The sequence below is a fragment of the Aeromonas rivipollensis genome (assembly GCF_010974825.1).
In the GTDB taxonomy this organism is placed as follows: Bacteria; Pseudomonadota; Gammaproteobacteria; order Enterobacterales; family Aeromonadaceae; genus Aeromonas; species Aeromonas rivipollensis.
In genome coordinates this window covers 89,084-106,799 of sequence record NZ_JAAILA010000010.1, presented here as the reverse complement: position 1 = coordinate 106,799, position 17,716 = coordinate 89,084, and the positions used below count along the sequence as shown (strand labels likewise).

Sequence of the window (17,716 nt, the reverse complement as noted above, 5' to 3'; positions counted from 1 at the left end):
GAACCTGACTTCATGGTGTAGCCCCAATCGGCGCGAGACGAAAGGGGGCAGGGGAATTCTCCCTCAATGGGCGGCCCGCTGTCACTGACCGGGGCTGAATGATCGCAGGGCGGATCCCCATAAAGAAAAAGCGAGCCTGGGGCTCGCTTTTTTCAACACGGGCGTGAAGCCGTCAAATCAGTTGACGCGACGCTTGAACTCGCCGGTGCGGGTGTCGATTTCGATCTTGTCGCCGATCTCTACGAAGGCGGCAACGGCCAGCTCGTAGGTGGTGCCCTTCAGGCGGGCCGGCTTGGTCACTTTACCGGAGGTGTCGCCACGGGCGGCCGGCTCGGTGTACTCGACTTCGCGAACGATGGTGGTCGGCAGTTCGACGGAGATGGCTTTCTCGTTGTAGAAAGTCACTTCGCAGATGTCTTCCATGCCGTCAACCATGTAGTTCAGGGCGTCACCCAGGTTGTCTTTCTCGACGTCGTACTGGTTGTACTCGGTGTCCATGAAGACATACAGGGGGTCGGAGAAGTAAGAGTAGGTGCACTCTTTACGCTCCAGCTGAACGACTTCCAGCTTGTCGTCGGCCTTGAATACGGTCTCGGTGGCGCTGCCGTTCAGCAGGCCTTTCAGCTTCATCTTGACCACGGCGGAGTTACGGCCGGATTTGTTGAATTCGGCTTTCTGGACCACCATCGGCTCGGTACCGATCATGACGACGTTACCAGCGCGGATTTCCTGTGCGGTTTTCATGTAAAAATTCCTGTTCGTATACGGGCAGATAAAAACTGCCAGATTATATACGGCTTTCTAAAAATTTCACCAGCCGAGTGACGAGATCCCCTTCCCGCAGCAACTTCTGTGACCAGCTTCGCGCATGTTGTTGCCAAAGTGTGCCGTGGATCGGCCATTGGGCCCAGAGTTCGCTGCAATCTTCCCCTCTGTTGAGGGCCAGGTTGAGCTCGCGCAGCCACTGGCCGTCCTCGGCGGGCAAGGCCTCCAGATAGTGGTCGAGGAAGTGCGCCAGCTTGACGAGGTGGGCCTCCTCTTCCTGCTGATAGATGTGCCACAGGAAGGGCCTTGCCGCCCATTGGGCTCGCACGAAGGAGTCTTCGCCGCGCACCAGGTTGAGATCGCAGCTCCACAGCAGCCGATCGTAGCCCGCCTGGCTCGTCATCGGCAGCAGCTTGATGGCGAGCTGGCCCGCCTGCAGCAGATCCCCCGCCCGGGCCGTGCCTATGGCACTCTCAAGGCCGGCGCCGCAGAGCACGTCGGAGAGGGCGCGCCCCATGGGCAGCAGCAGGGTGACCGGAGTAGCGCCCTGGCTCCAGCTCGCGACCAGGCTTTTCAGCGCCTCGCTCTCGTAGGTGAAGAGGCTTATCCGCAGCTCGTCTTGCGCCTTGGGCGGCAGCCCCAGGCTGGCCCAGTAGGCGGCAAGGCCAGCCTCGTCCTGCTGCCAGCGATCCCGCTCTGCCACCAGCCCCTGTTCGCACAGCAGGCCACCGGTTCTGGGGGTGAAGCCAGGGAAGAAGAAGTATTTGTTGAGGCTCAGCCTGCCCACCCGCTGGGGGGAGGCGAGGCCGTGGCAATCCTCGACCCAGGCTTCGGCACTGAGGTACTCCAGGTTGATCCAGCAGGGGGGCGGGCTCTGCTCGGCCATGCGTTCGATGAAGGGGGCGGGCAGCTCGCAGGCAAAGGCCTCTATGACCACGCTAGCCGGGATGGCATCCGCTGGCAGGGGGCCCTGCCAGTGCTGGATGTGGATCCCCTCGACCCACTGGCCATCCAGCGCGGGATCCAGCCCCGGGCAGATGCGGGCGAAGCTCGCCAGATCGTCCACCCAGAGCCGTACCTGTCCATGTCCCTCCCGCTCCAGCTGGCGGGCCAGCCGCCAGGTGACGCCTATGTCGCCGAAGTTGTCCACCACGGTGCAGAAGATGTCCCAGTCAAAGGGGGGCAGGGGGCTTGTCATGGCTCGGGGTTCCAGATGCAAAAAAACCGGTGCGCAGGGTAGCACACCGGTGGATTGGCTTCTAACTGTGGGGCCGCCAACCCCCTCCCTGCCTCCCCCTTCGAAAGGGGGAGGAGTCAACACACCCTCCCCTGGTTAAGGGGAGGGCCGGAGTGGGGTTATCGCTACTCCTTGCCGTAGACGTTGTTCTCCTGCTCGCGCACCCGGATAAAGGTGGTGCGCTTGGTGAGCTCCTTGAGCTGGCTGGCGCCGACGTAGGTGCAGGTGGATCGCACGCCGCCCAGGATGTCGCGCACGGCATTCTCGACCGGGCCGCGGTAGGGCAGCAGCACGGTTTTACCCTCGGAGGCGCGGTACTCGGCGACGCCGCCGGCGTGCTTGTCCATGGCGCTCGAGGAGCTCATGCCGTAGAACTTCATGAAGGGGGCGCCATCCACATCCACCACCTCGCCGCCACACTCCTCGTGGGCCGCCAGCATGCCTCCCAGCATCACGAAGTCGGCGCCGCCGCCAAACGCCTTGGCCACGTCGCCCGGGCAGGTGCAGCCGCCGTCACCGACGATCTGGCCGCCGAGGCCGTGGGCCGCATCGGCGCACTCTATGATGGCGGAGAGCTGGGGATAACCCACCCCTGTCTTGACCCGGGTGGTGCAGACCGAGCCCGGACCTATGCCCACCTTGACGATGTCGGCGCCGGAGAGGATCAGCTCCTCCACCATCTCGCCGGTGACCACGTTGCCCGCCAGGATGACGTGGTTGGGGCAGGCTTCACGGATCTTGCGCAGGAACTCGACGAAGTGCTGGGAGTAGCCGTTGGCCACGTCCACGCAGATGAAGCGCAGGGCCTCTGACATGGCGAGGATCTGGCGGGTCTTGATGAAGTCCTCTTCGGAGGTGCCGGTGGAGACCATCACATGGCCGAGCAGGGCCGGATCGGTTTCGCTGACGAAGGTTTGCCACTGGGCCAGGCTGTAGTGCTTGTGTACCGCCGTCATCATCTCGAAGCCCGCCAGGGTACGCGCCATGGCGAAGGTGCCGACGGTGTCCATGTTGGCGGCGATGACGGGCACCCCCTGCCACTGGGTCTGGGTGTGCTTGAAGGTGAACTGACGGGTCAGGCTGACTTGGGAGCGGCTCTTGAGGGTAGAGCGCTTGGGACGAAACAGTACATCCTTGAAACCGAGCTTCAAGTCTTCTTCGATACGCATTGCAAATTCCTTATTGAGCCTTGTGAAAGTCACTGTTGCAGTGGGCAAAATTTTCGGCAGGCACAAAAAAACCGCAGGTTTTCAAGGCCTCCGGTTTACAACAGTCTAGGCAAAAATCCCGCCAGAACAAGACTGATAATTCGCTCATCATTGTGTTAGCCTTTGGCGTCACAACCTGAGGTTGGCCACCAGCTTCATCCAGCACCTCGCCACGGCCCCTCTCTTCCCTCTTTTTGCCCCTTGCATCACGGTCAACTGCTGTCGGGTCCCCCATGCCGTGAACGCCAGAAGATCGGGGTCTGGGCCCCTGCGCCCCTTTTGCCAGTTGACAGGGGCCTGTGTGCTGCCCACTCTGGCGCAGAGGGCCAGCGTGGGCCCGCTTCGACGAGGAGAACACATTGTCCGTATCACACAAAGCAGGCTGGTTGTTGCTGGTCAGCCTCTGCCTCTCATCGGGCGCCTGGGCCGCCCCCACCGTCTATGGCTGGATAGAGAAGGGCGTGCTCATGCCGGGTGGGGTGGCGGTCAAGATGAAGCTGGATACAGGCGCCCTCACGTCCTCGCTCGATGCGCGAGAGCTGCACCACTTCAAGCGTGACGGCAAGCCCTGGGTGCGCTTCACCCTGGTGCTGACCGATGCCAACACCGACAAGGAGGTGCGCCAGACCCTGGAGCGCCCGGTGGAGCGCAGCGTGACGGTGCGCGGCGCCGGTGGCATGGAGGAGCGTCCCACTGTGACCATGTCTGTCTGTGTCGGTGACAAGCTCTACAAGGAGTGGTTCACCCTGCGGGATCGCAGCGACATGATCTATCCCGTGCTGCTCGGTCGTCGCCTGCTGGCGGAGCTGGGGCCGGTGGACTCTTCCCGCACCTTCACTGTGCAGCCGAGCTGTGGCTAGGAAGGCCTCTTTGGGATCACAAATGGTGCGCGGGGGCTTGGGCCCCCGCGCTTTTTTTACCCTGAGGCTTGCACCGCCTATGCCGGGCGGGGCGGGGCGGGCAGCAGCACGCTCACCTCAAGGCCCCCCTCTGGCCTGTTGTGGATGTCGAGATCCGCGCCGTGCAGCTGCACTATGCGCTGCACTATGGCCATGCCAAGGCCCACCCCGTCCCCCTGCTGGGGATTGACCCGGAAGAAGCGCTCGCACAGGCGCGACAGGGCGGCGGTGGGGATGCCGGGGCCGTTGTCCCGCACATCCACCCTGACCCTGTTGCCCTCCTGGGTGATCACCACGGCGACCTCGCCGCCCACCTGGGTGTAGCGCAGCGCGTTGTCGATGAGGTTGCCAAACATCAGATCCAGCAACATGGCCTGCCCCATCACCTGCAGATGCTCGTCTCCCTCCAGGGAGAGCTGCAGATCCTTCCTCAGGGCTATGGGGGCCAGGGTAGCCAGGGTGCCCTGCAACAGCAGGCTCAGATCCAGCTTGCCGAGCGCCGGGGCCTGCTGGTTGTCGATGCGGGCCTGGGTCAGCAGCTGGCGGATCAGCCGGTCGCTGCGATCGAGGGCCAGCAGCATCTTGCGCAGGGCCTGCTCGCGGCTGGCGTCATCCTCGGCGGCCAGGGCATTTTCACTGTGGATGCGCAGCACCGCCAGCGGGGTGCGCAGTTCGTGGGCGGCCTCGTTGGTGAACTGCTTCTCCCGCTCTATGGTGTCCGCCAGGGTGTGCATCAGGCGGTTAATCTCCGACACCAGGGGCGTCAGCTCCTCGGCCTTGATGGCCAGGTTGAGCGGGCTCAGGTTGGCGGGATGGCGCTCGCCGATGGCCTGGGTGAGTTGATTCAGTGGAGCCAGCCCCCGGGTGACCAGCCACCACAGCAGGCCGAGCAGGAAGGGCAGGGTGATGAATAGCGGCAGCATGGTCAGGGTGGCCATCTTGCTGGCCAGCTCTCCTCGCTCGTCATCCCGCTCCGCGACTATGAGCCAGGTCTGCTCATCCTCGTTGTAGAGGGTGAAGGTGCGCCACTCGTGGTGATCCTTGGTCTCGCTGTTGAAGCCGCGCTCCAGGGTGGTCAGGGGCTGCTCCGGCGCATTGGGCGAGCGCAGCAGTATGGTGCCTTGCTCGTTGAGCAGCTGGAAGTAGAGGTTGTGCTCGAACTCGTGGCCGTAGGGGGTGAACTCGTTGTCCCGCCCCAGCTGGCTGAAGCTGCGCTTCTCCTGATGGGGGTCGTCGGGCACGGCCTGCTCCCACTCCTGGTAGACGGCCCCGTTGCTGGGCAGTTCGCCGCGCTGCTTCAGATAACGGCTGAGCAGCTGGTTGGTGATGCGGGCGGACTGGGCGAGACGGGCATCGAACAGCTCTTCCATCTCGTGGTTGGCTTCCAGGTAGCCGATGAGGCCGCTGACGGCCAGGCTGAGGCTGACCAGGGCCAGGATGCCGGACAGCAGGAAGCGGCGAATGGAGCGGACGCGACTCATCGGGCGGGCATCCCTCTGCTGCCCGGGGTATCTGGCTGCGGCACTATGTAGCCGACGCCGCGGATGTTGCGGATGAGCTCGGGGAAGAACTTCTTGCGCAGGTGGTGAATGTGCACCTCCACCGCATTGCTCTCTGCCCCCTCGTCCCAGCCATAGAGGCTCTGCTGCAGCTGATCGCGGCTCAGCACCCGGCCGCTCTGGCTGATGAGCTCCTGCAGCAGCTTGTACTCGTGGGGGGTCAGCTTGACCGCCTCTCCCTGATAGGTGACCTGCTGGGATTCGGGGTAGATGAGGATGTCGCCATACTCCAGCACCGCCTGGGCCTGGCCCTTGCTGCGGCGCACCAGGGCGCGCAGGCGGGCGTTGAGCTCCTGCAGGGCGAAGGGCTTGACCATGTAGTCATCGGAGCCCGCATCCAGCCCCAGCACCCGATCGTCCAGGGCATCCCGGGCGGTGAGGATGAGCACCGGCAGCGTCTGCCCCTCCCGGCGCAGCTTGCGCAGCAGGCTGATGCCGTCGATGTCCGGCAGATTGAGATCCAGGATGAGGGCGGCGAACTCCTCGCTCTTGAGCGCCGACAGGGCGGGCAACCCCTGCTGCAGCCAGTCCACTGTGTAACCGCTGCTGCGCAGGGCATCCACCATGCCATCCCCCAGCATGATGTCATCTTCTACCAACAGGACTCGCATTGTTCTCTCCCTCAAATGACGCTGCCCACCAGTATGCAAGTTGGTGGGCAGAGTTTAAATAGCGCACTGATCTGCTTGTGTTTATAGCTTGGCGAGACGTTCGCGGATTTCCGTCCTGCGTCCTTCGTCAGCCGTCTCGCGGCCCGGTCTGGCCGGGGCGGCCAGGGCCTTGTCCAGATAGATCTTCGCCTGGGCCTTGTCCCCCTGATCCAGCAGGAAGTCGCCGTAGAAGAAGTTGGGATCTATGCCGGTGGGGTTGATGGCGAGCGCCTGCTTGAGCAACTGCTCGGCCTTGTCGTCATCCCCGAAGCCGACCGGCCAGCCCGGCACCTGGTAGTAGAGGGAGCCCAGGCTGGTATAGGCGGAGCCCTCCAGCGCCTTGGGATCCTGCTTGATGGCGATCTCCAGCTTGGCCTTGGCCTCCTTCACCAGGCTGAGGGCCCCGAGTCCGCCCTTGGCGCCGGCCCAGGTGCTCTTGACGATGGCGGACCAGATCAGCAGATCGGTGCGAAAGGCCTCCTTGGCACTGGCCTGCTCCGCCTGGGCGCTCAGAGTCTCCAGACAGCTCTCCTTGGCCTTGCCGGTCTCTTGATACTGACAGTGGGCCCACTGCTGCTGAATGGTGGGCAGGGCATCGGCGGCCTGAACCAGGCTGCTTGTCAACGTGCCTCCTAGGGCGAGCAGCAGGAGACTGTGACCAAATCGGGGGCGGAAAGTGGCGTGTTTCATCTCAATGTTCCTTCTCGTGTGTGGCACAGGCGGGGTTGTCCCCGTGATCTGTGGCCAGGGGGACAGGGTGGCGGGCATGGCGTTCTATGATGGGCAGTTGTCTGGCCAGCGCCTTGTCGACCAGGGCGGGCAGCAGGGCATTGAGCCGCACGAACAGCTTCTCCGGCCAGCCGAGCCAGCTGCGGCGCGTCTCGTTGCACAGGGCGATGACGGCCTCCTCGGCCACGTCCTGGGGGCTGTCGGTCCGGGTGCCGAGCTCGGCGTTCATGGCGTAGGCCGCCTGGGAGTTGAGGTGAGTGCGGGTGGCGCGGGGGGCAAAGTGCAGCACCTTGATGCCGGTGCCCTCCAGCTCTCGCCCCAGAGACTCGCTAAAGCCCCGCAGGGCGAACTTGCTGGCGCAATAGACGCTGTAACCGGCATAGCCGATGGCCCCTAGGCTGGAGCCTATGTTCATGATGACGGCGGGCTTGCGCAGCCGGGGCAGCAGGGCGCGGGTGAGCTGGATGGGCGCCTCTATGTTGAGCAGCAGCTGGCGCGTCACCTGCTCGCCGCTCTGGTCTTCCAGCCAGGCAAACTGGTTGCAGCCCGCGCTGTTGATGAGCACATCCAGCCCCTGCTCCAGCGCCGGGTGCTGCAACAGCCTGGCCCGCTCCAGGGGCGAGCCCAGATCGGCGGTCACCGTCTGATGGCGCTCTGAATGAGGCAGCTCTTTGCGCAGGCGCTCCAGGGTGCTGGCCCGGCGTCCGTGCAGCAGCAGGTGCGCCCCCTGGGCCGCCAGCTCCATGGCCAGGGCTTCCCCTATGCCGCCGCTGGCGCCGGTGAGCAGTATGCGTTTACCTTCAAGCTTCATTGGCAGGATCCCGTGAGCTGATGGAGCATGTCGCCATAGAGGCGGTAGACCACCTTGGCCGAATGAATGATGGCGGCCTGATCCGCCGGGTCTTCCACCCGGTTCATCAGGGACTCGAAGAACTTGAGGTGCTCCTGATCCAGGGCGCCGTGGGAGCTCAGGTAGCTCATCGCCTGGGGCGGCAGGCCCAGACCGCTCTTGAGCTGGTCCGCCACCGTCAGGGCGATGGCGACGCTGGTGCCTTCCAGCACCTGCACCATGCCGAAGAAGCCCATGGGGTTGCCGCGCTGGATCTGGTCGTAGAGGAAGGCCACCATCAGCTCTATGGGCAGACCCGGCTTGCCGTGGCGCACCGCCTCGGCGTCACCGCCGCAGGCGCGGATGTCGTTCAGGATCCACTCCTGATGACCGTACTCTTCGTCTATGTACTCCCGGATGGCGCCGCGCACCCACTCATACTCCTGTCCCAGCTTGCCGCCGGTGGCCATCAGGAGCGGCACAGTGTGGCGCACGTGGTAGTAAGCCTCTGCCAGGAAGGCGAGGTAGGTCTCCCGGCTGATGTCGCCGCGGCGGCAGGCCTCGATGATGGGGGCATTGAACAGGTGCTCGCGCTCGGAGGCGGTGGCGTGTTGCAGGGTCTGGTAGAAGCTCATGAGGTCTCTCCTGTGAGGCCTTGGGTCAGGCATTGGTCGATCTGCCGGGAAAAGTGGTGATAAATCTCGTTGCGACGGGGGCGGCCGTTGGCCGTCAGCAGGCCGGGGTGCTGATCCAGCGCCACCGGCAGCCAGTGGTGGATGCGGGCGTAATCGGGCAGTTGCTGGTTGAGCCGGGCAATCTGCTCGGGTAATTGGGACTGGCTGCCCGGCAGCGGCTGGATCAGGGCGACGTTGGCGGGCTGGCCGTCACCGAAGATCACTATGCGGGCGATGGCCGGGCAGAGCTGGGCCTGAGCTTCCACCCATTCCGGCGAAAAGTTGCGGCCAAAGGCGGTGATCTGGACGTTCTTCTTGCGCCCCGTGATGTGCAGGTAGCCCTCTGCGTCCAGGTGACCCAGATCCCCGGTGGCGATCTGCAGGTCAGCAGGCTCGCCTGCGGTGCTCTTTTCCCCCAGATAGCCGAGCATGGCGCTGCCGCTCACCATGACTTCGCCATCGGCGGCCAGGGTGACCTGGCAGTGGGGCAGGGGGCGGCCGACGCTGCCCATCAGGTCGGCGTCAGGGCCGTTGAGCGCCACGACAGAGCCGCATTCCGACAGGCCATAGCCCTCATAGACAGGGAGCCCCAGGGCGCGGGCATGGCGGATGAGATCAGGGGCGACCTTGCCGCCACCGACGGCGACGAAGCGCAGCCCCTTGAGCCGTTCGGCCAGGGCCTGGGTGTTGGCGCACAGCGCCAGCAGCAGGCGCAACAGTTCGGGCACCAGCACCAGGCTGTGGCTGGGCCAGCGTGCCAGGGCCTGGCCCAGCACGGCCGGGTTGAGGGTGCTGGAGCCGGTGAAGCCGAGCTCGCCGAGGGAGGGGATGCGGCTGCAGGCGCCGGTGAGCAGCGGCACGTACAGACCGGTAAGATTCTCCAGCAGGGTGGCCAGGGGCAGCAGGGTCAGGTGCTGTTCGACCCCGGCCGGCGCGACCCGCAGGGCCAGGGACTCGCAGACCGCCGTCATCTGGGCAAGGGACAGGCAGACCCCCTTGGGCTGGCCCGTGGTGCCCGAGGTATAGGTGATCTTGGCGGTGCCCAGGGGCAGGGCCGGGGGGGCGACAGGGGTGCGCCGCCACAGGGGCAGCGCCTGTTCATCGGCGGCCCCCGTCATCAGGATGAGGGGGGCGGCGGCCTGCCAGCCCTCATGCTCGGGGCCCACCAGGGCATCGGCCCCGCTGCTCTCCAGCAGCCACGCCTGCTGGGCCGAGCTGAAGAAGTGGGGCACGGGAATGACCACTATCCCGGCCCGGGTGCAGGCCAGATCGATCAGCGCCCAGGGCAGACCGTTGTCGAGCTGCAGGGCCAGGCGGCGAATGCCGGCTTGTTGCAAGCGGTCGGCCAGGCGCTGGATCTGCTGCCACAGGGTCTGGTAATCCAGCTCTCCCTGGCTGCCTTGCAGTGCCGGTCGTTGCGGCGTCAGGCTGGCGTGGCGGGCGATGGCGTCGAACAGGCTCATTGGGCGCACCTCTTGTCATGGCCGGCATGGTTAAAAAGCATGGGCATGGGCCCCAGCAGGTTGAGCAGCAGGCTGCTCTGGGCGAGCACCTCGCGCCCCTGGTTGATGTCCCCGGCCATCACCTTGGGCTGGCAGCGGTAGTATTCCCCCCAGGCACTGGCGTCTTCCCCCACCTGATGGGCCTGGGCAGGGGCCAGCTCCACCGGGTTGAGGCGCAGCCGGGCAAAGCTGTTGCGCAGCTTGGCGGTGCCGGTGAACACCACGTAGTCGAGGGCGTTGTCACACAGCAACCGGCACAGGGCGGCAAACATCAGGCGGGCATTGCCCGGCTCGCTGCAGGCGAGGTTGCCCACTTCGATGATGCGGCTGCGGGCCGGACGTACCCCGAGGCGGGTTTCGATGGCGGCCTCGATGGGCTGCTCCAGATACTGCTCCAGATAGAGGGGCTGCTCACGCTCCCCCGTGCTGGCGTGGTTGAGGCCACAGGCGCCGACCAGCACCCCATCGGCCCGGTAGAGCCCGAGCAGGCAGGGCAGGAAATGGGGAATGCGGGCGTTGAATTCGAGGGTGTAGGCGGCCTGGATATAGGCTTGCAGCGCCATGACCTGCTGCGGGGACTGTGCCAGCAGCAATCTGTAGGGGGCTTGGATCTCTATGGTCATGGTTGGCTCCTTCTCTTGGGATGGCTTGAGAGTAAAAGGGCAAACTTAAGAAACCCTTAAGGAGTAAAAAAAGTTGTCAGCAAGGCAGCGGGCAGGCAATCTGCGCGGCTGTCACCCGGAGGATCCGTCATGTCATCAAGCGCCAGCTGCCCCCTCTGCTCGGCTCGCCACAGCTACCCCCTGCCGGTGGCGGGCAAGCGTTATCACCGTTGCCTGGCGTGCGAGCTGGTCTGGCTGGATGAGGCGGATCACCTGGACGATCAGGCCGAGAAGGCGGTCTATGACGGGCACGACAACCAGGTGGACGATCCCCGCTACCGCGGCTTCCTGATGCGGGCCTTCGGCGAGGTGCTCTCCCGGGTGAGCCCTCCTGCCAGCGGCCTCGATTTCGGCTGCGGCCCCGGCCCCGCGCTGATCGCCATGGGACGGGAGGCGGGCTTCGAGATGGCGGGTTACGACAAGTTCTACGCCGACGAGCCTGAGCTGCTCACCCGTCGCTACGATTTCATCACCAGCACCGAGGTGATAGAGCACCTGGCCGCCCCCCGCGCCGTGCTGGACGGCCTCTGGGCCTGCCTCAACCCCGGCGGCGTCCTGGTGCTGCAGACCCAGCGGGTGCTGGGTGACGAGCGCTTCAAGACGTGGCGCTACCGCCACGATCCGACCCATATCGTCTTCTTCGCCGAGGCGTCGTTTCGCGCCCTGGCGGCCCGCTGGCAGGCGCAGGTCGAGTTTCCCCATGCGGATGTGGCCGTGTTCACCAAACCCTGAACGGGGCGTTTTCATTTGGCGGCGGCTTGGGCATGCTGGTGGCCTGACACCCAGGAATGGATGCCCTTATCTTCATGTCGATCCCCCATTTGTCATTGCAAGACGCCCGCCACCTGCAACTCGCAGCCCAGGGGCTGCTGACCCCGCGCCGCGCCAAGGCTTCTCCCTCCGATCTGCTGGCCTGCATAAGACGCATGGCGCTGCTGCAGATAGACACCATCTCTGTGGTGGCCCGCAGCCCCTATCTGGTGCTGTTCAGCCGGCTCGGCCACTACGATCCGCGCTGGCTGGAGCAGTTGCTGGCCGAGGGTGATCTCTTCGAATACTGGGCCCACGAGGCCTGCTTCGTCCCTCGCGAGGATTACCGGCTGCTGCGCCATCGCATGCTGGATCCCGCCGCCATGGGCTGGAAGTTCTCCGCCCAGTGGCTCAAGACCCACGGCGGCGAGATAGAGCAGATAGTCGAGCGCATTCGCCGGGATGGCCCGGTGCGGGCCGCCGACTTTGAACGCAAGGAGGGCAAGGGCAACGGCTGGTGGGACTGGAAGCCCGAGAAGCGCCACCTGGAGGTGCTGTTCACCGCAGGGCGCCTGATGGTGCGAGAGCGGCGCAACTTCCAGCGGGTCTACGATCTCGCCGAACGGGTCATGCCCGAGTGGAACGACGAGCGGGATCTGCCGAGCCCTGAGCTCGCCCAACGAGACATGGTGCGGGCCAGCTGCCGGGCGCTGGGGCTGGTCAAGACCGGCTGGGTGGCGGATTACTACCGCCTGCGGCGCGGCAAATACGACGCCCTGCTCCATCAGCTGGCGGACGAGGGGGAGCTGTTGCCGGTGCGGGTGGAGGGCTGGCAGCACGGCGCCTTCGTGCACGCATCGCTCTCCGATGAGCTGGCCCGGGCCCAGGCCGGCAGTCTCAAGGCGACCCACACAGCCGTGCTCTCGCCCTTCGATCCCCTGGTGTGGGATCGCAAGCGGGCCAGCGAACTCTTTGGCTTTGATTATCGCATCGAGTGCTACACCCCGGCCCCCAAGCGCCAGTACGGCTACTTCGTGTTGCCCCTGCTGCGCCGGGGCCAACTGGTGGGCAGGATGGATGCCAAGGCTCATCGCAAGGAGGGGGTGTTCGAGGTCAAGAGCCTCTATCTGGAGGATGGGGTCAGGGTGACCCGTATCCTGGCGCAGGATCTGGCCAGGGCACTGCAAAAACTGGCCGACTGGCACCAGACCCCGACCCTTCGCTATGGCAACATCCCCGCTCCCCTGCTGGCACAATGGCAGTAGGCTGCCCGCTGACGAAGGACGCCTACCCTCGTACCAAGCCGGGCAGCACCAGGGCAACGGCCGCGGCGATGCGCTCGCGAATGTCGCTGCCCGGCGCCAGCAAGCCGAGCGCCATTTGGCGCAGCGGCTCCGCCATTGTCATCGCCAGCAGCAGGTCGCTGGTTTGGGCGACATCCAGCTCGCGCAGCCAGCCTAGCCGTTGCTGGCGCTGCAACCAGTCCGCCAGCGTCGCCCTGCCGCGCGCTATGCCGTTCTCCTGATAGGTCGCCAGCAGGGCATCGCGCCCCACAAATTCATGCTGCAGCAGCCGGAACATGCCGACCGCCGGTGCGCTCAGCACCTGGCCTGCAATGGCCTGCAATCCTAGCTCCAGCATCTCCCCCAGGGCGTCGGGGCTATCGGCATCCTGCTCGAATGCAGGCTGGAAGGCATCGGTCCAGCTGCGCACTGCCTGCGCCACCAGCTCGTCGCGGTTGGCGGCGAAGCGGTACAGTGTCTTCTTGGCGACCCCCGCCTGTTTGGCTACCGCATCCACTGTCGCGGCGCCGTACCCCCCCTTGAGCAACAAGGTCAGCGTCGCCTCGGCCAGGGCGGCGCGCAGATCGGATTCCGGGGTGGCCGGCCGGCCCCGTGAGCGAGTTTCTTCATCGGTTTGGTTCGACATGGTTGGCTCCTGGAAAGCATTGACAGACCCAGCATACAGGCATAGCGTAATTTAGGAAACGAACTTCGTTTCCTAAATTTATCGGAGTCACATCATGAATCCTTCCGCTTTGCTTGCCCCCTGGGGCGTCAATGACATCAATGAGTTGCTCAGGCCGCAGCCGCTTCGCCTTGAAATGGGTCTGACCCGCAGCACCGACGGCCTGCTGACGGTCGCCATCCGCACCGATCTGCACGGGTGCAAGGGGCGCATGCTGGACTGGTGGTTCACGTTTTTCGAGACGACCCAGCACATCAAGTGGTGGCACCCGCACGATCACGTCGAGCACCGTGGCTGGGACCATCACTGGAAAAAAGGAGAGCGCTATGTGGGGGCCAGCATAGATGCGGTGGAGTGGCTTGCCGAGCTGCCGCCGGTGGCGGCCCGCCTCAAGTTTCACGGCGCCGAAGAGGTGTTCGCCCCGCAATCGCTGCACGAGGCACGGGAGACGCAGGCACTGTCCGCCGCCATTTGCGCCCGCATCGGCTTTGGCGATCAGGTGGCGCTGGATGACAACGGCGCGCCACTGGATGGCGAGATGCTGCACCTGGCGCGGGATACCCCTTATGGCTGTGTGCTGCGCAGCCGTTTCCTCTTGGGCAAGGCCTGCGTCAATCCTCATGATGAGGTGCCGGACGAGATTGGCTTCAACCTGATGCGCCACTGCTACAGCGAGTTCAGCTATCTGGCGCAGTTCCTGCCGTCGCTCTATTACGCTGAGAACGGCCGTGAACCCGCGCCGCGACTCTGGTGAAGAAGCGCTCATGGTTGGTGCCAACAAACGTGGGGTGTCTGGTCCCATGAAAGGGGCAAGACCGGCCATCGGAGTGGCGCTTTAGCCATCGGAGGAGTAATAAAAAACCGGGCGCAGGGCCCGGTTTGGTCAATCAGTCACGCTGTGATTACTGGAGTACCAGCACCATCAGCAGACCGACTGTGATGGCGGACACCAGGAAGGCGAAGCCATAGAACACATAGTGGTGCAGCTTGGTGGTGTGGATCCCAAGGTCATGCAGGCCGTGGTAGATGCGGTGCATGCCGTGCCAGATCGGCAGGGCTATGATGACCAGCAGTATGCAGGCACCCCACCAGGAGCTGGCGAAGGCGTGCACGCGCTCAAAGCTCATGGTCTCCACGTCCATGATGCCCATGGGCACCAGCAGACCGGTAATGAGGACAATCACCGGCAGCAGCATGGCAACCACCATGCCACCGGCACCAAAGAGTCCCCAGTAAATGGGTTCGTCAGAACGTCTCATCATTAATCTCCTCAAGCCACGATGATCAGGATCAGCAGGGATACCGCCGCCAGCGCCACATATTGAGCGATGACGATCGGCTTCTCCGGCACCAGGTCTTCGCCACGGAAGATGCGCATGGCCTTGGGGGCCAGGGCAAACCAGGTCTTGGCGTGGAACAGGCAGGCTGCCAGCGCGATGACGTGGAACAGGATGGCAACCGGGCTCTGCAGGGATTCCAGCCAGCCGTTGAACGCCTCCTGACCCTGCACCAGACGCAGCAGACCCCACATCAGCACCACGGCATAGATGGAGACGAAGATGCTGGTGCCTTCGCGGATCATGTAACCGGTGTAGAAGGCATTCTTCAGCCACCAGTCTTTCTTCATCTCGCGCACGTAGGGCTTACGTTTGCTTTGGGTGTTGTTCATGGTCTCACTCCTGGTCTCAATCCGGCTTGAACATGGCGATCATGTAGTCCTTGGCGCTCTCGACCTTGCCAAGCTGGATGGCTGCGGCCGGGTCTACGCCTTTCGGGCACACGTCAGAGCAGTAACCCACGAAGGTACAGCCCCAGACGCCTTCGTCCTGGCTGATGATCTTCATCCGCTCCTTGGACGCGCTGTCGCGGTTGTCGGCGTTGTAGCGATAAGCCAGCGCCAGGGCCGCGGGACCGGTGAACTTCTTGTTGATGCCGTACTGCGGGCAGGCGGCGTAGCAGAGGCCACAGTTGATGCACATGGAGAACTGGTGATACTTCGCCATGTCAGCCGGGGTCTGGGTGTACTCGCCGTCGCACAGGTTGCGCGGCTCGGACGGGATGATGTAGGGCTTGATGCTCTCCAGCTTCTCGATGAAATCGGACATGTCGACCACCAGGTCGCGTTCGATCGGGAAGTTGTTGAGGGGCTCTATGGTCATCTTGCCCGGCAGGTAATCCCGCAGGAAGGTCTTGCAACCCAGCTTCGGAATGCCGTTGACCATCATGCCGCAGGAGCCGCAGATCGCCATCCGGCAGGACCAGCGGAAGCTCAGGGTGGAGTCGAGCTGATCCTTGATGTATTGCAGGGCGTCCAGCAGGGACATCTCTTTCAGGTAAGGCACCTGGAAGGTCTGCATCCAGGGCTCGTTATCCTGCTCGGGACGGTAGCGCAGGATTTCAATTTCGATCATCTCAGCCATTCTTCTTAGCCTCGTCTTGTTTCTCACCCTCGGAACCGTACACACGTTTTGCCGGTTGGGATTTAGTGATCTTCACATCGGAGTAATCGATGGTCGGGGCGCCTTCCTGGTTGTAGAAGGAGAGGGAGTGCTTGAGGTAGTTCACGTCATCCCGCTCTTCGTAACCGTCCAGACGCTGGTGGGAACCACGAGACTCTTTGCGGTTGATGGCGGAATGGGCCATGGCTTCGGCCACGTCCAGCATGTAGCCCAGTTCGATGGCGTACAGCAGGTCGGTGTTGAAGACAGAGGACTTGTCGTTGATCTTGACCTTCTTGTAACGGGCCTTCAGCTCGTTGATCTTGTCGATGGTGCCCTGCATCAGCTCTTCGGTACGGTAGATACCGACGCCGGCTTCCATGGACATGCCCAGTTCGTTGCGGATATCGGCCGGGTTTTCGGTCCCGTCGATGTCGAGCAGGGAGAGGTGCTGCTTGATGAGCGCCTCGGCCTTGGCGGCCAGTGCTTCGGTGTTGCCGTGCTGCTGGGTCGCCGCGAATTCGGCTGCCTGCTCACCGGCCACCTTGCCGAAGACCACTATCTCGGACAGGGAGTTGGAGCCCAGACGGTTGGCGCCGTGCAGACCGACGGAGGCACACTCGCCAGCGGCGTAGAGGCCTGGCATGCGGGTGGCGCATTTGCCGTCAGTCTCGATGCCGCCCATGGTGTAGTGGGCAGTCGGACGGACCGGGATCGGCTCTTTGACCGGATCCACACCCACGTAGGCCTTGGCCAGTTCGCAGATGAAGGGCAGACGCTCTTTCAGGTACTTCTCGCCGAGGTGGCGCAGGTCGAGGTGAACCACGTCGCCCATGGGGCCCTGGATCACGCGGCCTTTCTGCTGCTCTTGCCAGAATGCCTGGGAGAGACGGTCACGGGGACCCAGCTCCATGTGCTTGTTCTTCGGCTGGCCGACCGGGGTTTCCGGGCCCAGACCGTAGTCTTGCAGGTAGCGATAGCCATCCTTGTTGAGCAGGATGCCACCCTCACCACGACAACCTTCGGTCATCAGTATGCCGGTGCCCGGCAGACCGGTCGGGTGATACTGGACGAACTCCATGTCACGCAGGGGCACGCCGTGACGGTAGGCCAGCGCCATGCCGTCGCCGGTGACTATGCCACCGTTGGTGTTGTAGCGGTAAACGCGACCGGCACCGCCGGTGGCCAGCACCACTGACTTGGCCTGGATGAAGCGGGTGATGCCGTTCTGGATGTCGAAGGTCAGTACGCCCTGGACGCGGCCATCTTCCACGATGAGATCCAGACAGAAGTGCTCGTCATAGCGCTTGATGGTCGGGTACTTGATGGAGGTCTGGAACAGGGTGTGCAGAATGTGGAAACCGGACTTGTCTGCGGCGAACCAGGTGCGCGGGATCTTCATCCCGCCGAAGCGGCGGACGTTGGCCTTGCCATCCGGCTTGCGGCTCCAGGGGCAGCCCCAGTGTTCCAGCTGGATCATCTCGTTGGTGGCGTTGTTGACGAAGTACTCGACCACGTCCTGCTCACACAACCAGTCGCCACCGGAGACGGTGTCGTTGAAGTGGTTTTCGAGGGAGTCGTCATCACGGACGACGCCTGCGGCGCCACCTTCGGCGGCCACTGTGTGGCTGCGCATCGGATAGACCTTGGAAATCAGGGCGATTTCCAGCTCCGGGTGGGCTTCTGCAATGGCGATTGCGGCACGCAGGCCACCGCCACCGGCACCGATGATGGCAACATCGGTCTTGATAATATCCACATCTGCCTCCTTAGGGATAGATTTGCTGGGCACGATTTTGCTCTATGAAAAAAATTCAGGCTTGATGCAAGTCAAACTGCTTTGTTT

At 63.9% G+C, this 17,716-nt stretch carries 19 protein-coding genes; 4 read left to right on the top strand and 15 right to left on the bottom strand.

What is annotated here, in order from left to right; translation table 11 throughout:
* Positions 1-177: 177 nt before the first annotated feature.
* From efp to G4923_RS07115, 3 genes are all read right to left on the bottom strand, one after another.
* Complete coding sequence (gene efp, locus G4923_RS07125; RefSeq protein ID WP_011707002.1) at positions 178-744, bottom strand: elongation factor P; 567 nt, start codon at positions 742-744, stop codon at positions 178-180.
* 43 nt (positions 745-787) lie between these two features.
* On the bottom strand, positions 788-1,963 hold the full coding sequence (gene earP, locus G4923_RS07120) for an elongation factor P maturation arginine rhamnosyltransferase EarP (RefSeq protein WP_163136325.1): 1,176 nt from the start codon (positions 1,961-1,963) through the stop codon (positions 788-790).
* A gap of 164 nt (positions 1,964-2,127) precedes the next feature.
* Positions 2,128-3,171: a GMP reductase gene (locus G4923_RS07115; protein ID WP_106887572.1), complete on the bottom strand. Its 1,044-nt coding sequence runs from the start codon at positions 3,169-3,171 to the stop codon at positions 2,128-2,130.
* Between the two features lie 398 nt (positions 3,172-3,569).
* Between G4923_RS07115 and rloA3 the strand changes: the two genes are divergently transcribed.
* Positions 3,570-4,070, top strand: a complete 501-nt coding sequence (gene rloA3, locus G4923_RS07110; protein ID WP_420884897.1) for a retropepsin-like aspartic peptidase RloA3 — start codon at positions 3,570-3,572, stop codon at positions 4,068-4,070.
* Between the two features lie 77 nt (positions 4,071-4,147).
* Here the strand turns inward: rloA3 and G4923_RS07105 are convergent, their stop codons facing one another.
* From G4923_RS07105 to G4923_RS07075, 7 genes are all read right to left on the bottom strand, one after another.
* Positions 4,148-5,590 carry an ATP-binding protein gene (locus G4923_RS07105; RefSeq protein WP_163136323.1) on the bottom strand — a complete coding sequence of 481 codons (1,443 nt, stop codon included), beginning with the start codon at positions 5,588-5,590 and terminating at the stop codon, positions 4,148-4,150.
* Positions 5,587-6,279 carry a response regulator gene (locus tag G4923_RS07100; RefSeq protein ID WP_106887569.1) on the bottom strand — a complete coding sequence of 231 codons (693 nt, stop codon included), beginning with the start codon at positions 6,277-6,279 and terminating at the stop codon, positions 5,587-5,589. The genes G4923_RS07105 and G4923_RS07100 overlap by 4 nt, the downstream gene beginning before the upstream one ends.
* 81 nt (positions 6,280-6,360) lie before the next feature.
* The gene (locus tag G4923_RS07095) at positions 6,361-7,008 is read right to left on the bottom strand and encodes a tetratricopeptide repeat protein (protein ID WP_171275642.1); all 648 of its coding nucleotides are present in this window, start codon (positions 7,006-7,008) and stop codon (positions 6,361-6,363) included.
* A gap of 1 nt (position 7,009) precedes the next feature.
* Positions 7,010-7,858: an SDR family oxidoreductase gene (locus G4923_RS07090; RefSeq protein WP_163136321.1), complete on the bottom strand. Its 849-nt coding sequence runs from the start codon at positions 7,856-7,858 to the stop codon at positions 7,010-7,012.
* Positions 7,855-8,511: an iron-containing redox enzyme family protein gene (locus tag G4923_RS07085; RefSeq protein ID WP_163136319.1), complete on the bottom strand. Its 657-nt coding sequence runs from the start codon at positions 8,509-8,511 to the stop codon at positions 7,855-7,857. Before G4923_RS07085 ends, G4923_RS07090 begins: the two co-directional genes overlap by 4 nt.
* Entirely contained in the window at positions 8,508-10,013 is a 1,506-nt protein-coding gene (locus tag G4923_RS07080; protein WP_163136317.1) for an AMP-dependent synthetase/ligase, read from the bottom strand. Before G4923_RS07080 ends, G4923_RS07085 begins: the two co-directional genes overlap by 4 nt.
* Positions 10,010-10,675: a thermostable hemolysin gene (locus G4923_RS07075; RefSeq protein WP_106887565.1), complete on the bottom strand. Its 666-nt coding sequence runs from the start codon at positions 10,673-10,675 to the stop codon at positions 10,010-10,012. The genes G4923_RS07080 and G4923_RS07075 overlap by 4 nt, the downstream gene beginning before the upstream one ends.
* A gap of 129 nt (positions 10,676-10,804) precedes the next feature.
* On the opposite strand from G4923_RS07075, the gene G4923_RS07070 reads away from it, so the two are divergent.
* Both G4923_RS07070 and G4923_RS07065 read left to right on the top strand, forming a co-directional pair.
* Positions 10,805-11,446, top strand: a complete 642-nt coding sequence (locus tag G4923_RS07070) for a class I SAM-dependent methyltransferase (RefSeq protein ID WP_111910346.1) — start codon at positions 10,805-10,807, stop codon at positions 11,444-11,446.
* A gap of 74 nt (positions 11,447-11,520) precedes the next feature.
* Entirely contained in the window at positions 11,521-12,729 is a 1,209-nt protein-coding gene (locus G4923_RS07065) for a winged helix-turn-helix domain-containing protein (protein WP_163136315.1), read from the top strand.
* A gap of 22 nt (positions 12,730-12,751) precedes the next feature.
* Here the strand turns inward: G4923_RS07065 and G4923_RS07060 are convergent, their stop codons facing one another.
* Positions 12,752-13,393 (bottom strand): TetR/AcrR family transcriptional regulator, encoded by a 642-nt coding sequence (locus G4923_RS07060; RefSeq protein ID WP_163136313.1) that lies wholly within the window; start codon positions 13,391-13,393, stop codon positions 12,752-12,754.
* Between the two features lie 94 nt (positions 13,394-13,487).
* Between G4923_RS07060 and G4923_RS07055 the strand changes: the two genes are divergently transcribed.
* Positions 13,488-14,186, top strand: a complete 699-nt coding sequence (locus G4923_RS07055) for a DAPG hydrolase family protein (protein ID WP_163136311.1) — start codon at positions 13,488-13,490, stop codon at positions 14,184-14,186.
* A gap of 148 nt (positions 14,187-14,334) precedes the next feature.
* Here G4923_RS07055 and frdD read toward each other — a convergent pair whose 3' ends face one another.
* Genes frdD through frdA form a run of 4 tightly spaced genes read right to left on the bottom strand, consistent with a single transcriptional unit; the run spans position 14,335 to position 17,629 of the window.
* A complete protein-coding gene (gene frdD / locus G4923_RS07050; RefSeq protein WP_033130989.1) occupies positions 14,335-14,691 on the bottom strand; it encodes a fumarate reductase subunit FrdD in 357 nt (118 codons plus the stop codon).
* Between the two features lie 11 nt (positions 14,692-14,702).
* The gene (locus G4923_RS07045) at positions 14,703-15,101 is read right to left on the bottom strand and encodes a fumarate reductase subunit C (RefSeq protein ID WP_106887562.1); all 399 of its coding nucleotides are present in this window, start codon (positions 15,099-15,101) and stop codon (positions 14,703-14,705) included.
* Between the two features lie 16 nt (positions 15,102-15,117).
* On the bottom strand, positions 15,118-15,852 hold the full coding sequence (locus G4923_RS07040) for a succinate dehydrogenase/fumarate reductase iron-sulfur subunit (protein WP_025326130.1): 735 nt from the start codon (positions 15,850-15,852) through the stop codon (positions 15,118-15,120).
* Positions 15,845-17,629, bottom strand: a complete 1,785-nt coding sequence (frdA, locus tag G4923_RS07035) for a fumarate reductase (quinol) flavoprotein subunit (RefSeq protein WP_025326131.1) — start codon at positions 17,627-17,629, stop codon at positions 15,845-15,847. The genes G4923_RS07040 and frdA overlap by 8 nt, the downstream gene beginning before the upstream one ends.
* Positions 17,630-17,716: the final 87 nt, after the last annotated feature.

Excerpts from the sequence above, each read along its gene's own strand:
- efp (WP_011707002.1), bottom strand. The coding sequence starts at position 744 with ATGAAAACCGCACAGGAAATCCGCGCTGGTAACGTCGTCATGATCGGT.
- earP (WP_163136325.1), bottom strand. The coding sequence starts at position 1,963 with ATGACAAGCCCCCTGCCCCCCTTTGACTGGGACATCTTCTGCACCGTG.
- G4923_RS07115 (WP_106887572.1), bottom strand. The coding sequence starts at position 3,171 with ATGCGTATCGAAGAAGACTTGAAGCTCGGTTTCAAGGATGTACTGTTT.
- G4923_RS07105 (WP_163136323.1), bottom strand. The coding sequence starts at position 5,590 with ATGAGTCGCGTCCGCTCCATTCGCCGCTTCCTGCTGTCCGGCATCCTG.
- G4923_RS07100 (WP_106887569.1), bottom strand. The coding sequence starts at position 6,279 with ATGCGAGTCCTGTTGGTAGAAGATGACATCATGCTGGGGGATGGCATG.
- G4923_RS07095 (WP_171275642.1), bottom strand. The coding sequence starts at position 7,008 with ATGAAACACGCCACTTTCCGCCCCCGATTTGGTCACAGTCTCCTGCTG.
- G4923_RS07090 (WP_163136321.1), bottom strand. The coding sequence starts at position 7,858 with ATGAAGCTTGAAGGTAAACGCATACTGCTCACCGGCGCCAGCGGCGGC.
- G4923_RS07085 (WP_163136319.1), bottom strand. The coding sequence starts at position 8,511 with ATGAGCTTCTACCAGACCCTGCAACACGCCACCGCCTCCGAGCGCGAG.
- G4923_RS07080 (WP_163136317.1), bottom strand. The coding sequence starts at position 10,013 with ATGAGCCTGTTCGACGCCATCGCCCGCCACGCCAGCCTGACGCCGCAA.
- G4923_RS07075 (WP_106887565.1), bottom strand. The coding sequence starts at position 10,675 with ATGACCATAGAGATCCAAGCCCCCTACAGATTGCTGCTGGCACAGTCC.
- G4923_RS07070 (WP_111910346.1), top strand. The coding sequence starts at position 10,805 with ATGTCATCAAGCGCCAGCTGCCCCCTCTGCTCGGCTCGCCACAGCTAC.
- G4923_RS07065 (WP_163136315.1), top strand. The coding sequence starts at position 11,521 with ATGTCGATCCCCCATTTGTCATTGCAAGACGCCCGCCACCTGCAACTC.
- G4923_RS07060 (WP_163136313.1), bottom strand. The coding sequence starts at position 13,393 with ATGTCGAACCAAACCGATGAAGAAACTCGCTCACGGGGCCGGCCGGCC.
- G4923_RS07055 (WP_163136311.1), top strand. The coding sequence starts at position 13,488 with ATGAATCCTTCCGCTTTGCTTGCCCCCTGGGGCGTCAATGACATCAAT.
- frdD (WP_033130989.1), bottom strand. The coding sequence starts at position 14,691 with ATGAGACGTTCTGACGAACCCATTTACTGGGGACTCTTTGGTGCCGGT.
- G4923_RS07045 (WP_106887562.1), bottom strand. The coding sequence starts at position 15,101 with ATGAACAACACCCAAAGCAAACGTAAGCCCTACGTGCGCGAGATGAAG.
- G4923_RS07040 (WP_025326130.1), bottom strand. The coding sequence starts at position 15,852 with ATGGCTGAGATGATCGAAATTGAAATCCTGCGCTACCGTCCCGAGCAG.